The organism is Rhizobium sp. NZLR10 (assembly GCF_019685125.1).
Lineage (GTDB): Bacteria > Pseudomonadota > Alphaproteobacteria > Rhizobiales > Rhizobiaceae > Rhizobium.
This window is the reverse complement of the sequence record NZ_JABDWE010000004.1, coordinates 77620-92291: the sequence shown is the minus strand read 5'-3', so window position 1 is coordinate 92291 and position 14672 is coordinate 77620. Positions and strand designations below refer to the sequence as shown.

Genomic DNA, 14672 nt, shown 5'->3' with positions numbered 1-14672 from the left:
TCGCGATGATTTCGGCGCTCTATGGTGCGCAAAATATTCATGGAATGCGGCCGAAGCAAGGATTTGGTCGTGAGGAGCTTTGCATGTTCAATGGGTCCATTCCCGCCCTCGTCACCCCCTTCACGGATGCCGGACTGATCGACGAAGACAGCTTCGCCGCGCATGTCGACTGGCAGGTCAAGGAAGGCAGCCGGGGTCTCGTTCCTGTCGGCACGACGGGCGAATCCCCGACGCTGTCGCATGCCGAGCACAAACGGGTGGTGGAACTCTGCATCGAGGTTGCTGCAAAACGCGTCCCCGTCATGGCCGGCGCCGGCTCGAACAATACACGTGAGGCGATCGAGCTTGCCCAGCATGCCCAGAAGGTCGGTGCGGACGCAGTTCTGGTCGTCACGCCTTACTACAACAAGCCGACGCAGAAGGGCTTGATCGCGCATTTTTCGGCGATTGCAGAGGCCGTCGATCTACCGATCTATATCTACAACATCCCCGGCCGCTCCGTGGTCGACATGACGCCGGAAACGATGGGTGCGCTCGCCAAAGCCCACAGGAATATCGTCGGGGTCAAGGATGCGACGGGCAAGATTGAGCGTGTCTCCGAGCAGCGCATCACCTGCGGTTCGGATTTCAGGCAGTTGTCCGGCGAGGATGGGACGGCGCTCGGCTTCAACGCCCATGGCGGTGTCGGCTGTATTTCGGTAACGGCCAATGTCGCCCCGCGCCTCTGCGCCGATTTCCAGGCGGCGACGCTGGAAGGCAACTATTCGAGCGCGCTGGAATATCAGGATCGGTTGATGCCGCTGCATAAAGCGATCTTCCTGGAACCTGGTCTTTGCGGCGCCAAATACGGGCTCTTCAAGCTTGGTCGTATGAGCCGCAACGTCCGCTCGCCGCTGATTTCGACGCTGGAACCGGCAACGGAAACGGCGATCGACGCCGCCCTGCGCCACGCCGGGCTTCTGAACTGAAGAGACCGGCCGTCTTCACAAGGCCGGGTCGTTCCCCTACATAAGGGCAAGCAATGAGGGCGCGGCTTTTCGCGCCCTGAAGGGAATATCGTCATGGCCCCCAAAGGCAGCCAGCGCGTGGTGAACAAGGTCGTGGCCGAAAACCGCAAGGCCCGCTTCAACTACGAGATCATCGATACCTACGAGGCCGGCCTCGTGCTGATGGGCACGGAGGTCAAGGCGCTACGCGAAGGAAAGGCCAATATTGCCGAATCCTATGCGTCGGATGAGGGCGGCGAGATCTGGCTGATCAATTCCTATTTGCCGGAATATCTGCAGGCGAACCGCTTCAATCACGAACCGCGCCGACGCCGCAAGCTGCTGCTGTCGGGGCGTGAAATTCATCGCCTGCGCTCTGCTATCAACCGCGAAGGCATGACGCTGATCCCGCTGAAGATCTATTTCAACGATCGCGGCCGGGCAAAGATGGAGCTGGCGCTCGCCAAGGGCAAGAAATTGCACGACAAGCGCGAATCCGAGAAGGAGCGGGATTGGAACCGGCAGAAGAGCCGCCTTCTGAAGGACAATGGCTGACCACACTGGGCTGCCCACTATGCCGTGATTGGCGATCACACTGCAGTCGGCCGCTGTCGCTGATCTCGAGTGTGCAGGTATGGCGGTGCGGGGAGGGGCTGCCACGCCCTTTCCCTCGCGGCCACTCGCTTCGAAATGATCGATTGAGATCAATCCTCTACATCGTTCGCCGGTGCGACTTCGACCTGACGTGGGGCTCGCTCGGCGGGATCGCGACCAATTTCAGCTTTCAGAGATAGGAGATCGATGAAGTGATCGGCTTGGCGACGCAGGTCGTCGGCAATCATCGGCGGCTGGGTCGCCATGGTTGAGATCACCGAGACCTTGCGGCCCCTGCGCTGCAACGCCTCGACCAGGTTGGTAAAGTCGCCGTCGCCCGAGAAGATAACGAGATGATCGACAGTTTCGGACTGTTCCATGGCGTCGATCGCAAGCTCGATGTCCATGTTGCCCTTGATCTTGCGTCGACCCATGGAATCCGTGAATTCCTTGGCAGGCTTGGTGACGACTTTATAGCCGTTATAGTCGAGCCAATCGATCAGCGGCCGGATCGACGAATATTCCTGATCTTCGATCAGAGCCGTATAATAGTAGGCGCGCAGCAAATAACCGCGTTTCTGGAATGCTTTCAAGAGCTTGCGGTAATCTATGTCGAAGCCGAGGCTCTTGGATGCAGCGTAAAGGTTGGCGCCGTCAATGAAGAGTGCAATTTTCTCGCGTGGGTCAAACATCGCTTACCAATCCAATGAGAGCAATAGAAATCCGCAGGACCAAAATCCAATAAAAACAATGACTTGTATTTTGACTTCGATCTGATCCATATTTTAACAATTATTCATATATGAAAGATTTAGGGCACGATTCGGCATATTCCAAGCAACCTTCGGTGGAATTGTGACATTCTCCATGGAAATTTAGCTCGGCCGCGGATAAAGACGAGGGGAGCCGGAATGAAAAACTTGTATTTGCCCGGTTTTAATTGTATCCGGCGTGCTAATCCCGAAATGACGACCGTAAAGGACAGGCAATGGCCCGTGTCACAGTTGAAGATTGCATCGACAAGGTGGAGAACCGCTTCGAGCTGGTTCTGCTCGCCAGCCACCGCGCCCGGCTGATTTCCCAGGGTGCCTCGATCACCATCGATCGCGACAACGACAAGAACCCGGTCGTCGCCCTGCGCGAAATCGCCGACGAGACGCTTTCGCCCGATGACCTCAAGGAAGATCTGATCCATTCGCTGCAGAAGCATGTCGAAGTCGACGAGCCCGAGCCCGATCCGGCCAGCATGATCGCCGCCGGCGGTGTCGCCGCAGCCGACAGCGAAGAGCAGGACGACGTGCCCGAGACGATCACTTTCGACCAGATGTCGGAAGAAGAGCTGCTCGCCGGCATTGAAGGCCTCGTGCCGCCGGAAAAGAGCGACGACTACTAAGCGCGTAGCCTGATCCAGGTCGCATGTGATCCCCCGGTTGAATCCGATCCGGGAAAAGTTTCATGCGATGGAAAAGAGCGATGATTACCAATCGTCAATCTTGCGCCTTTATTGCTTAGGCATATTATTGCCCATGTGTGCGCCAATCGTTGATTGGCGCGCTTTTATTTTTATCGGAGTGGCTTTGGAATGATGCGGCAGTACGAGCTCGTGGAGCGGGTTCAGCAATACAAGCCCGATGCCAATGAAGCACTGCTGAACAAAGCCTATGTCTACGCCATGCAGAAACATGGCCAGCAAAAGCGCGCGAGCGGCGATCCCTATATTTCCCATCCGCTCGAAGTCGCCGCCATCCTCACCGACATGCACCTCGACGAATCGACGATCGCGGTTGCCCTGCTGCACGATACGATCGAGGATACGACGGCGACGCGCGCCGAGATCGACGAACTCTTCGGCGAGGATATCGGCCGCCTGGTCGAGGGTCTGACGAAGATCAAGAAGCTCGACCTCGTTACCAAGAAAGCCAAGCAGGCGGAAAACCTGCGCAAGCTGCTGCTGGCCATTTCCGACGATGTGCGCGTGCTGCTCGTCAAGCTTGCCGACCGTCTGCACAATATGCGCACCCTCGATCACATGTCGGCCGACAAGCGGGCCCGCATCTCCGAGGAGACGATGGAAATCTATGCGCCGCTCGCCGGCCGCATGGGCATGCAGGACATGCGCGAGGAGTTGGAGGAACTCTCCTTCCGGCATATGAACCCGGAAGCCTACGACACCGTCACCAAAAGGCTGGAAGAGCTCTCCAAGCGCAATGAAGGCATTGTCAAGAAGATTGAGGCCGAACTGCGTGACCTGCTGGTCGCAAGCGGCCTGACCAGCGCCTATGTCAAGGGCCGGCAGAAGAAGCCCTATTCGGTCTTCCGCAAGATGCAGTCGAAGTCGCTTTCCTTCGAACAGCTTTCCGATGTTTACGGCTTCCGGTTGATCGTCGAGGACATCCCCTCCTGCTATCGGGCACTCGGCATCGTTCACACCCGCTGGCGCGTCGTGCCTGGCCGCTTCAAGGACTATATCTCGACGCCGAAGCAGAACGATTATCGTTCCCTGCACACCACCATCGTCGGTCCTTCCAGCCAGCGGATCGAACTGCAGATCCGCACCAAGCGCATGCATGAGATCGCCGAATTCGGTATCGCCGCCCACACGCTCTATAAGGACGGCGCCACCAATGCCGACGGCGACATCCTGTCTCGCGAATCCAATGCCTATTCCTGGCTGCGCCATACGATCGAAGCGCTCGCCGAGGGCGACAGCCCGGAAGAATTCCTCGAGCACACCAAGCTCGAACTCTTCCAGGATCAAGTCTTCTGCTTCACGCCGAAGGGCAAGCTGATTGCCCTGCCGCGTGGCGCCACGCCGATCGATTTTGCCTATGCGGTGCACACCAATATCGGCGATACCACGGTGGGCGCCAAGATCAACGGCCGGATCATGCCGCTGGTGACGCGGCTTGCGAATGGCGATGAGGTCGAGATCATCCGCTCCGGCGTGCAGGTTCCACCCGCAGCCTGGGAGGAGATCGTCGTCACCGGCAAAGCGCGCGCCGCCATCCGCCGCGCCACCCGCATGGCGATCCGCAAGCAATATGCCGGCCTCGGCCACCGCATTCTCGAACGCACCTTCGACAGGGCCGGCAAGATTTTCTCCCGCGAGGCGATGAAGCCGGCGCTGCACCGCCTCGGCCAGAAGGAAGTCGAGGATGCGATCGCTGCCGTCGGCCGCGGCGAGATGTCTTCGCTCGACGTGCTGCGCGCCGTCTATCCCGACCATCAGGATGAGCGCGTCACCGTGAGGCCCTCCGGCGACGACGGCTGGTTCAATGTCCGCAGTGCTGCCGGCATGATCTTCAAGATCCCCGGCAAGACCAAGCCCGGGCCTGATGGCGGCCATTCGGAAATCGACACCGACGCCGATATCGGGCCGATCCGCGGCCTGTCCGGCAATGTCGACGTCAAGTTCGCGTCAACAGGCGCGGTGCCCGGCGATCGCATCGTCGGCATCATGGACCAGGGCAAGGGCATCACCATCTATCCGATCCAGTCGCCGAGCCTGCAGCGCTTCGACGATCAGCCCGACCGTTGGATCGACGTCCGCTGGGACCTCGACGAAGCCAACAAGTCGCGTTTCATGGCGCGCATCATGGTGAATGGGTTGAACGAGCCCGGCACGCTTGCCAAGGTCGCCCAGACGGTTGCAGGCCTCGACGTCAATATCCGTTTGCTAAATACCGTGCGGGTAGCGGCGGATTTCACCGAGATGATGCTCGAGGTCGAGGTCTGGGACCTCCGTCAGCTCAATCAACTGCTCGCTCAGATGAAGGAACTGGACTGCATCGCCACGGTTCGGCGGCTTTATGAGTAGGCTCTTTGTTAAGCCCTCAGGGCTTTGAGCGCAAAATTGCACATTTTATGATCGTTCCGTGGTCAAGGTGGAGCGTTAAAAAGGCAAGCAATGCGCTAAATGCATGGCTGTCTCCATGTTGCGGCTGTAGTAATTAACTTGTGCCGAGCCTATCTTCTGGTCATCGAAACGCAAACAGAAGATGAGACAAGAAATGTTTGACCCCATCAAGAAATTCGCCCGTGCCTTCCGCGCTCCGACCACGCAGGAACGTGAAATGGCATATCTCAATGGCTCGCTCGATCGTATCGATCTCGAGTTTCGTCAGCGCCAGGTCGACCGCGGTCTGTTCCGCACGCGCTGATACTGAACTTTATACTTGAGACGAGTGAGGACGTTATGCATGACGGACGCCCCTTGGCATGAAGAAGCTCCTCACCGCGAAGAGAACTGAGCTGTTTTTTACGCGGTATCAACTGCCGCTCTTGTCATGGTCATGTGCGCTGCACTAAATACCGGCCATGTTGTTTCGCCGTCGCAAGCCCGCGGGATTCAAGGAAAAGATGCGAGAGCTTTTATGGCCCCGCAAAGGTTTCCTTCGCCCGATCCGTTATCTGACAATGCGCATCCTGCGCCTCAGCGCTTCGCCGCATGCGGTTGCGGCCGGCGTCGCTGCGGGTGTCTTCGTCTCGTGGACGCCGTTCATTGGCGTGCATTTCGTCATGGCTTTTGTCATCACCTATTTCCTCTCCGGCAGTATGGTGGCCGCCGCCCTCGGCTGCGCCGCTTTCGGCAATCCGCTGACCTATCCCTTCATCTGGGGCATCACCTGGGAGATCGGGCATCTGCTGTTGAGCCGTGAGGATCATCTGGCGGGTCAGACCGTTGATCTGGCTGCCCTCTTTCACAAGCTGAACTTTTCCGAACTGTGGAGGCCGGTGCTCGAACCGATGCTCGTTGGCGCCATTCCGCCCGGGATCGTCACCTCCGTTGCGCTCTATGCGCTGACGTTCTACACCGTGAAGGGTTTCCAGACGCGCCGCCACACACGGCTGTTGGAGCGGGCGCGATTGCGCCTAGCCAGCCCGGCCGGCGACATGCCGAGCGTATGAGCCTGATCAAGAATGCTTAAGCGACGGAAGGTTCCGGCATGATCATCGGCATTGGCAGCGATCTGATCGACATTCGCCGCGTCGAGAAATCCATCGAACGCTTTGGCGAGCGCTTCACCCGTCGCTGCTTCACCGAGATCGAGCGCGCGCGTTCCGACCGCCGGGCAAATCGTGGTGCATCCTATGCCAAGCGTTTCGCCGCCAAGGAGGCCTGTTCCAAGGCGCTCGGTACCGGCATAGCCCAGGGGGTCTTCTGGAAGGACATGGGCGTCGTCAACTTGCCGAGCGGCAAGCCGACCATGGTTTTATCGGGCGCCGCCGCCCTGATCCTCGAATCGATGCTGCCCGCAGGCCATAGGCCCGCCATTCATTTGACAATAACGGATGATTATCCCTTGGCGCAGGCCTTCGTGATTATCGAGGCGTTGCCCGAGAGCCTCTGATCGCGACCTCGGGAGCTGTTGATCGCGACCTCGGGAGCTGTTGATCGCGACCTCTCGTCGCTTTTGATGTTGTCGCCATTGCCGCAACCGGCCGAAGTCGCTAGAACAGGGCGATTTTAGGCCGGGCCGGCCCAAAATCTGAATCCTGTTCTCGATTAAAGAATTAGAGCATGATGTCATAAGAAAACCGCTGACACTTTTCGGCATCATGCTCTAAGAGAACGACAGAAAAATTGCGCCGCCGCGGCGTCTTGAAGGAATAAGACTGCGTGTCCGAAAAAGTCGAAACCAAGCCGAACGCCCTCTGGGAAAATATCAAAGTCATCATCCAGGCGCTGATTTTGGCGATGGTGATCCGAACGGTGCTGTTCCAGCCCTTTACCATTCCGTCCGGTTCGATGATGCCGACGCTGCTCGTCGGCGACTACATCTTCGTCAATAAGTTCGCTTACGGCTATTCGAAATATTCGCTGCCCTTCTCGCCCGATATCTTCAGCGGCCGCCTGTTCGGCTCCGATCCGAAGCGTGGCGACATCGTCGTTTTCCGCTTCCCGCCAAACCCTGAAGTCGATTACATCAAGCGTTGCATTGGCCTGCCGGGCGACCATATCCAGGTTACCGACGGCGTGCTCTACGTCAATGGCAAGCCGGTTCCGAAGGTGGCTGACGGTACCTTCACGTCGGATTACAAACTCGATCCGGGCGCCGATGTACCGGTCTTCCGCGAAACGCTCGACAGCGGCAAGACCTACGATACGCTCGATCAATCTCCCGTGTCGCGCGGCGATAACACCCGTGAATTCATCGTGCCGGAAGGCCATTATTTCATGATGGGCGACAACCGCGACAACTCGCTCGACAGCCGTTTCGACGTCGGCTTCGTGCCTGCAGAAAATCTTGTCGGCCGCGCCAGCGTCATCTTCTTCTCACTCGGCAACGACACCTCCTTCCGCGAAATCTGGAAGTGGCCGACGAATATGCGCTGGGACCGCCTCTTCAAGGTTGTTGAATGAGCAAGGCGCAGACGCTTTCTGCGGCCGACCGCGCAAAGCTTGAAGGCCTGATCGGTCACGACTTCGCCGAAAAGGAACGCCTGGATCGGGCGCTGACCCATGCCAGCGCCCGCACCGAAAAGGGCGGCAATTACGAACGGCTGGAATTCCTCGGCGACAGGGTGCTCGGCCTCTGCATCGCCGAGCTTCTGTTTCGCACCTTCGGTGCGGCGGCGGAAGGCGAGCTCTCGGTTCGCCTCAACCAGCTCGTCAGCGCTGAAACCTGCGCTGCCGTCGCCGACGAACTCAGTCTTCACCTCTATATCCGTACCGGCGCCGATGTGAAGAAATTGACCGGCAAGCGGATGATGAACGTGCGCGCCGACGTCGTCGAAAGCCTGATCGCCGCGATCTATCTCGACGGCGGCCTCGAAGTTGCCCGCCGCTTCATCCTGCGCTACTGGCAGGGCAGGGCGGTCAGGGCCGATGGCGCCAAGCGGGACGCCAAAACCGAGCTGCAGGAATGGTCGCACGCCAAATTCGGCGTCACGCCCAACTACCGGGTTGATGAACGCAGCGGACCGGATCATGATCCGCGTTTCAAGGTGACGGTGGAAGTTGCTGGCATAAAGCCGGAAACCGGCGTAGAGCGGTCGAAGCGCGCCGCCGAACAGGTTGCGGCGACGAAGATGCTTGAGCGCGAAGGCATTTGGCAGCAATCGCCTGCCGGAAACTGACGGGACAATGACACAAGAAGAAGATATCGCGGCCGAAGCTGCTGCAGAAACCAATCGTCCGACGCATTCGGGCTTCGTTGCGCTGATCGGGCCGACCAACGCCGGTAAGTCGACGCTGGTGAACCGCCTCGTCGGCGCCAAGGTCTCGATCGTCAGCCATAAGGTGCAGACGACGCGTGCCATCGTCCGCGGTATCGCGATCCATGACAACGCCCAGATCGTCTTCATGGACACGCCCGGCATCTTCAAGCCACGCCGCCGGCTCGACCGCGCCATGGTGACCTCGGCCTGGGGCGGTGCGAGGGATGCCGATCTGATCGTACTGCTGATCGACAGCGAGCGCGGCCTGCGCGGCGATGCCGAAGCCATCCTCGAAGGCCTCAAGGAGGTCCGGCAGCCCAAAATCCTGCTGCTCAACAAGATCGACCGCGTCAACCGTGAGGATCTGCTGGCACTCGCGGCCGCTGCCAACGAGAAGATCGCCTTCGATCGTACCTTCATGATATCAGCCGAAAACGGCTCCGGCTGCGACGATCTCATGGACTATCTGGCCGCCACGCTGCCGGAAGGGCCGTGGTACTATCCGGAAGACCAGATCTCCGATCTGCCGATGCGCCAGCTCGCCGCCGAGATCACCCGCGAGAAGCTGTTTCTGCGCCTGCACCAGGAGCTTCCCTACGCCTCGCATGTCGAGACCGAAAAGTGGGAAGAGCGCAAGGACGGCTCGGTGCGGATCGAGCAGGTGATCTATCTCGAGCGCGACAGCCAGAAGAAGATCGCGCTCGGCAAGGGTGGTGAAACCATCAAGGCGATCTCGACTGCGTCGCGCAAGGAATTGTCGGAGATCCTCGAGCAGCCGGTCCATCTCTTCCTGTTCGTCAAGGTTCGCGAGAATTGGGGTGATGATCCCGAGCGGTTCCGCGAAATGGGTCTCGATTTCCCGAAATAAGCACGGCAAGGATTTCGTCGGCCAGGCGCCAGACCGTTGTTTCCGCATAAAAAAATCGCTTTGCTCACGGAACAAATTTGTGGCTTTCGCATTCCTGAATGAACGGCGTGCAAGCGATGGTGCGTCGGTTTTGCGACGGCAAGGGCAAACATGGTGACGTCGAGATCGGTCAATTCTTTCAAGACCCCTTGCCAGCAATGTCCCTTGCGGCCCCTGCCGCATTTCAGGGAATTCAGCCGCGACGAGCTGGAATTCGTCTCGAGCTTCAAGAGGGGTGAGCTTGCCGTCGATGCCGGCTCCACTATCCTCGTCGAGGGCGCACACAGCGCTCATCTCTTCACCGTGCTTGCTGGTTGGGGCTTTCGCTACAAGATGCTGGAGGATGGGCGCCGCCAGATTCTGAATTATATCATGCCAGGCGATCTGATCGGCCTGCAGGGAACGATCGCCGGCGAGATGCAGCATTCCGTCGAAGCGCTTTCGCCGGTATCTCTTTGTGTTTTCGAGCGTGACAGACTGATGACGCTCTACAACAAACACCCCTCGCTCGCCTTCGACATCACCTGGATCGCTGCGCGCGAGGAGCGTATTCTCGATGAACACCTGCTCAGCATCGGCCGCCGCACGGCGCTGGAAAGAGCAGCCTACCTGATCGCTTTCCTGTTTGAGCGTGGCCGGAAGCTTAATCTCTTCAACGGCCGCAAATTCATCCCCATCACCCAGCAGCACATTGCCGATACACTCGGCCTTTCCATCGTCCACACCAACAAGACCCTGAAAAAGCTCGGTGAACGTCGGTTGATCCGCTGGCAGGAGCGCGGCTGCGAGGTTCTGAACGGCGAGGAATTGATGGCCATTGCCGGCTGGGAAGGGCTCGGAGAGGGCAAACGCCCCTTCATCTAACCCTTGGCCCTATGTCTTTTTTAAATGCGCATTAGCAGCTCGGAAAATAAGGTCGGTCGTCGCCTTTCCTCCGATTTTGATTCTTATCGACCGGGCAGAAAAGTGGTTTATTCAGAAATGGTGGCGGAATTCACCGATAGCGTGCCATGCGGGGCACCGGAAGGCAATGATGTTGGCGAAACAGCCGGGACGCTGCGACAGGCGCCCGACGGGAGGCATGGAATCATGAGCGCAATCCGTGTTCTGGTTCTTGAAGACAGTCTGATCATCGCGATGGAGGCGGAGGATATGCTGCGCCTGGCCGGCGTCGAGAGTATCGATATCGTCGGCAGTGTGGAGCAGGCGAGGGCTGCTATCGCTGCGGAGACATATGATTTCGCCCTTCTCGACGTCAATCTCGGTGAGGGCATGAGCTTCGGATTTGCCCGCCATCTTCTCGATATTGGCATTCCCTTCGGCTTCGTCAGCGGCTATTCCGATACGGGCGATTTCCCGCCCGACTTGCAGCACATTCCGCTTTTGGTGAAGCCTTTCGACGAAACGGCGATGCGTGAATTCCTGCTGAGGCTTTTCCCGGCTGTCGCCTGATGCGCTCCGTGACAGGAGCATGATGTCGCCCGAAAACCGCTCACTGTTTTCGGCATCATGCTCTAGGATGGATTCGTCGGCCGTAAGGACTTCTTTCGATGCAGTGGCAGGACCATGCGATCATCCTGGGCGTTAAGCGCCACGGCGAGACGAGTGTCATCGCCGAGGTGATGACGCGTGATCGCGGCCGCCATCTCGGCCTGGTTCGTTCCGGCCGGTCGCGCGCCATGCAGCCAGTGCTGCAGGTGGGCAATGCCGTGGAGGTCCTTTGGCGCGCCAGGTTGGACGAGCATCTCGGCGAATTTCGCGTCGAGCCGGTGACGTTGCGCGCCGCCCGCCTGATGGAAACGGCGACCGCCGTCTACGGCGTTCAGGCGATGGGCGCGCTGCTGCGGCTGCTGCCGGAGCGTGACCCGCATCCGCATCTCTTCGATGCGCTGGAGGTCATCCTCGATCACCTGCACAACCCGGCCGATGCCGGCGAACTCTTCGTGCGTTTCGAGCTTGCGGTGCTGAACGATCTCGGCTTCGGTCTCGATCTGGCCGAATGTGCCGCGACCGGCGCCCGTTCCGATCTCGCCTATGTCTCGCCGAAATCCGGCCGCGCCGTCAGCCGCAGCGCCGGTGCCCCCTGGGCGGACAAGATGCTGCTCCTGCCGCCCTTCCTCGGCATCGAAGGCAACCATGCAGCCGACTTCGACAGCCTTGCGGCGGCGTTTCGTCTGACGGGATTCTTTCTGCATCGCCACGTCTATGAACCGCGAGGCATCGAGGCCGTTGCAGCCCGCGAGGGCTTCGTTCAGGCGGCACTCAAGGCGCTCAATCCTGCTTTGCGGACGCTTTCCGGTCAGATCTCCGCCTGAGATCGGTTTTCAGCCGTTTTTTACGGGTGCAAAACATCCTCCGGATTTGGCGGTTTACCCGTATATGAGCCCTTCCTATGTCTTGGAGACGCCAACCAAGGAGGATTTCATGCTGATCAAGACCGCAACCCCGACGACGATCACGCTCTGGAACGGCCGCGAAATTCCGCGTCTCGGCATGGGATGCTGGGCGATCGGCGGTCCCTTCTTCGCCGGCGACACACCACTCGGCTGGGGAGACGTCGACGACGATGAATCGGTGGAAGCGATCCATCGCGCCATCGAACTCGGCATCCGCTTCTTCGACACCGCTTCAAACTACGGCGCCGGCCATTCGGAGGAGGTGCTCGGCCGGGCAATCGGCAATCGCGACGATATTATCGTCGCCACCAAGTTCGGCTTCGCCACCGATTCGCAAACCAAGCAGGCAACCGGCGCTTTCGCCGACGAAGCCTTCATCCGCCGTTCGGTCGAGACCTCGCTGCGCCGTCTCAAGCGCGACCGCCTCGATCTTCTGCAGTTCCACCTCAATGACTTTCCACTGGCACAATCGGACGCAGTCTTCGACACGCTGGAAGCGTTGCGCGCCGAAGGCAAGATCGATGCGTTCGGTTGGAGCACCGATTTTCCTGATCGTGCTGCCCGCCATGCCGGCCGTCAGGGCTATGTCTCCGTTCAGCATACGATGAATGTCTTCGAGCCGGTGCCGGAGATGATCGCGGTGATCGAGAGAAAGGGCCTGATCTCCATCAATCGCGGTCCGCTGGCCATGGGCCTCCTAACCGGCAAATTCACCGCCGACAAGGCGGTCGGCGCCAAGGATGTACGGGGCGCAGCCCTCGACTGGATGGTTTATTTCAAGGACGGGCGCATGGCCCCGGAATTTACCGCAAGGCTCGACGCCGTCCGCGATCTCCTGACATCGGGCGGCCGCACGCTGACGCAAGGGGCGCTTGGCTGGCTCTGGGCGAGGTCGCCGCGCACCCTGCCCATTCCGGGCTTCCGCACCGTCGCCCAGGTGGAGGAAAATGCCGGCGCGCTGGAAAAGGGACCGCTATCGGCCGATGTCATGGCCGGGATCGACGCGGCACTCGCGCGTGTCTGACGCTTCCAAAGCCTGTCGCATCAGATCCTGAGGACACGCATCATGCTGCGACGCGACGCTTGAGCGCCCAGCCCTCCGGCCTCTCTTCTATAATGCTGACTGTGTCGCCGATCATGATCCTGCCGTTGCCGCGTGGGGTGACGTTCCAGCCGAAAAGCGGGCCGGGCACACGTCTGTCGGCCGACATGCGGATGCGGCCCATGGCCGGCATCGGGTTTGGCCCGTCGCGTGAGCCGGTCAACTGGTCCTGCGTCGTCATGATGCAGCGCGAGCAGGGTTTGACGAGATCGAAGCGGATGCCGGCGATCTCGATCGCCGCCCAGCGGTCCTCCGGCCAGGCCTCGTCGATATCGATGACGATGTTCGGCCGGAAGCGTTCCATGCCGACGCTGCCTTCGCCATGGGCGGCGAGATCGGCATTCAGCGCCTTCAGCGAGCCGGTCGTCGTCACCAGGATCTGGTAGCCGTCGGTAAAGGTGACCGGCGTGCCTTCGCCGGCCCATTCGGCATTCGCAGTCCGCCGGGCCTGTCCGTCGAAGAAGACCAGCCGCACCTCGCGGCCAAGCCATTCGGAAAGCTGACGGTTGCTCTCGGGATCGGCGACGGCGGCGCTGACAGTTGATTTCCAGACGGACACATCCATGCGGCTTTCAGGCTGAGGCGGCGGTACCGATATTTCCGGTTTTCCCTGCATCAGCAGCCGAAAGACGCCGGGTTCCGGTCGTACTTCGATACGCGCGAGGTCCGGCAACTCGCGCTGGGTGATGAAGTGCCCGTGCGCATCGGTGATCATTGCTCGCCGGTCGCCAGGAAGCCCATAGGCGTCGATGTCGGCCGAAGGCAGGGCAAGGCCGCGGGCGCTCTTGAGCGGGTAGATGAAGAGGTCGCTGATATGCATGCCGTTCTCCTAGATCTCGTCCATGAATGCCTGGAGGAAGTCGCGCAGGCTTTGGTCGCGATCGGCCGCCAGCCTGCGGCCGGTCTCGGTCTGGAACCCGTCCGCCAGTTTGAACAGCTTCGTCTGGAAATGGTCAATCGCATAACGCTTGTCATCGAGCGGGCGGTTCGCTGCCGCCGGATCGAATGGATCATAGAGTCCAGATCCCAGTCGCCCGGCGATATAGAAGCAGCGTGCGGCGCCGACCATGCCGATCGCATCCAGCCGGTCGGCGTCCTGGAGGATCTTTGCCTCCAATGTCTGCGCCACCACCCCGGCCGAGAAACTATGCGCGGTGATCGCGTGAGCCGCGGCTTCGATATCCGCGTGGCTCCAGCCGAGGTCTGCCAGGATGGCCGATGCCTTTTCCGCCGCCAAGGCCGACGCTTTTGCCCGTAGCGGCGAATTCTTCTCGACGGCGACGCAGTCGTGCAGCAGCACGGAAGCGGCAAGAACCCGCCCGTCGCCGCCTTCTCTAGCATGGATGCGCATGGCGTTCCGGAAGACGCGCAGGATATGGGCAAGGTCGTGCGAGCCGTCGTCGCCATCGGCAGCGTCTGCGATCAGCGCTGCGGCGAGAGTTTCATAAGGAGAGAAGGCTTCGGCCTCGAACATTGCGCCACCTGTTATGAGGAAGAATGTTTTCCGTCGATAGAACACCGGAACG

General features: G+C 59.8%; 17 protein-coding genes. 14 read left to right on the top strand and 3 right to left on the bottom strand.

Translation table 11 applies throughout. The features are described from left to right. Positions 1–83 precede the first annotated feature (83 nt). Together dapA and smpB are read left to right on the top strand one after the other, a co-directional pair. Entirely contained in the window at positions 84–968 is an 885-nt protein-coding gene (dapA, locus tag HJB82_RS08040) for a 4-hydroxy-tetrahydrodipicolinate synthase (protein ID WP_207583608.1), read from the top strand. A 93-nt stretch (positions 969–1061) separates the two neighbouring features. Next, on the top strand, positions 1062–1541 hold the full coding sequence (gene smpB, locus HJB82_RS08035; RefSeq protein WP_164008587.1) for an SsrA-binding protein SmpB: 480 nt from the start codon (positions 1062–1064) through the stop codon (positions 1539–1541). 149 nt (positions 1542–1690) lie between these two features. Here smpB and HJB82_RS08030 read toward each other — a convergent pair whose 3' ends face one another. Further along, on the bottom strand, positions 1691–2272 hold the full coding sequence (locus HJB82_RS08030) for an NYN domain-containing protein (RefSeq protein WP_207583609.1): 582 nt from the start codon (positions 2270–2272) through the stop codon (positions 1691–1693). A gap of 296 nt (positions 2273–2568) precedes the next feature. Between HJB82_RS08030 and rpoZ the strand changes: the two genes are divergently transcribed. From rpoZ to HJB82_RS07970, 12 genes are all read left to right on the top strand, one after another. Next, on the top strand, positions 2569–2973 hold the full coding sequence (rpoZ, locus tag HJB82_RS08025) for a DNA-directed RNA polymerase subunit omega (protein ID WP_003558080.1): 405 nt from the start codon (positions 2569–2571) through the stop codon (positions 2971–2973). A gap of 189 nt (positions 2974–3162) precedes the next feature. Further along, positions 3163–5397, top strand: coding sequence for a bifunctional (p)ppGpp synthetase/guanosine-3',5'-bis(diphosphate) 3'-pyrophosphohydrolase (locus tag HJB82_RS08020; protein ID WP_207583610.1), 2235 nt, complete (start codon positions 3163–3165; stop codon positions 5395–5397). Positions 5398–5590: 193 nt separating this feature from the next. Next, positions 5591–5740, top strand: coding sequence for a DUF3563 family protein (locus tag HJB82_RS08015; RefSeq protein ID WP_207583611.1), 150 nt, complete (start codon positions 5591–5593; stop codon positions 5738–5740). Between the two features lie 157 nt (positions 5741–5897). Further along, the gene (locus HJB82_RS08010; RefSeq protein WP_164008596.1) at positions 5898–6488 is read left to right on the top strand and encodes a DUF2062 domain-containing protein; all 591 of its coding nucleotides are present in this window, start codon (positions 5898–5900) and stop codon (positions 6486–6488) included. Positions 6489–6526: 38 nt separating this feature from the next. Next, on the top strand, positions 6527–6931 hold the full coding sequence (gene acpS, locus HJB82_RS08005) for a holo-ACP synthase (RefSeq protein ID WP_007626522.1): 405 nt from the start codon (positions 6527–6529) through the stop codon (positions 6929–6931). A gap of 269 nt (positions 6932–7200) precedes the next feature. Beyond that, positions 7201–7944: a signal peptidase I gene (lepB, locus tag HJB82_RS08000; RefSeq protein WP_207583613.1), complete on the top strand. Its 744-nt coding sequence runs from the start codon at positions 7201–7203 to the stop codon at positions 7942–7944. Continuing rightward, on the top strand, positions 7941–8660 hold the full coding sequence (rnc, locus tag HJB82_RS07995; protein ID WP_207583614.1) for a ribonuclease III: 720 nt from the start codon (positions 7941–7943) through the stop codon (positions 8658–8660). The genes lepB and rnc overlap by 4 nt, the downstream gene beginning before the upstream one ends. Positions 8661–8667: 7 nt before the next feature. Then, on the top strand, positions 8668–9609 hold the full coding sequence (gene era, locus HJB82_RS07990) for a GTPase Era (protein WP_164008604.1): 942 nt from the start codon (positions 8668–8670) through the stop codon (positions 9607–9609). A 150-nt stretch (positions 9610–9759) separates the two neighbouring features. Next, entirely contained in the window at positions 9760–10512 is a 753-nt protein-coding gene (locus tag HJB82_RS07985) for a Crp/Fnr family transcriptional regulator (protein WP_207583615.1), read from the top strand. 102 nt (positions 10513–10614) lie between these two features. Further along, entirely contained in the window at positions 10615–11100 is a 486-nt protein-coding gene (locus HJB82_RS07980; protein WP_207583616.1) for a hypothetical protein, read from the top strand. A 98-nt stretch (positions 11101–11198) separates the two neighbouring features. Further along, positions 11199–11963 (top strand): DNA repair protein RecO, encoded by a 765-nt coding sequence (recO, locus tag HJB82_RS07975; protein ID WP_207583617.1) that lies wholly within the window; start codon positions 11199–11201, stop codon positions 11961–11963. A 109-nt stretch (positions 11964–12072) separates the two neighbouring features. Further along, positions 12073–13068, top strand: coding sequence for an aldo/keto reductase (locus tag HJB82_RS07970; protein ID WP_207583618.1), 996 nt, complete (start codon positions 12073–12075; stop codon positions 13066–13068). Between the two features lie 40 nt (positions 13069–13108). Here HJB82_RS07970 and HJB82_RS07965 read toward each other — a convergent pair whose 3' ends face one another. Both HJB82_RS07965 and HJB82_RS07960 read right to left on the bottom strand, forming a co-directional pair. Next, positions 13109–13966 carry an MOSC domain-containing protein gene (locus tag HJB82_RS07965; protein ID WP_207583619.1) on the bottom strand — a complete coding sequence of 286 codons (858 nt, stop codon included), beginning with the start codon at positions 13964–13966 and terminating at the stop codon, positions 13109–13111. A gap of 9 nt (positions 13967–13975) precedes the next feature. Continuing rightward, positions 13976–14620 (bottom strand): HD domain-containing protein, encoded by a 645-nt coding sequence (locus tag HJB82_RS07960; protein ID WP_221115292.1) that lies wholly within the window; start codon positions 14618–14620, stop codon positions 13976–13978. Between the last annotated feature and the right edge of the window lie 52 nt (positions 14621–14672).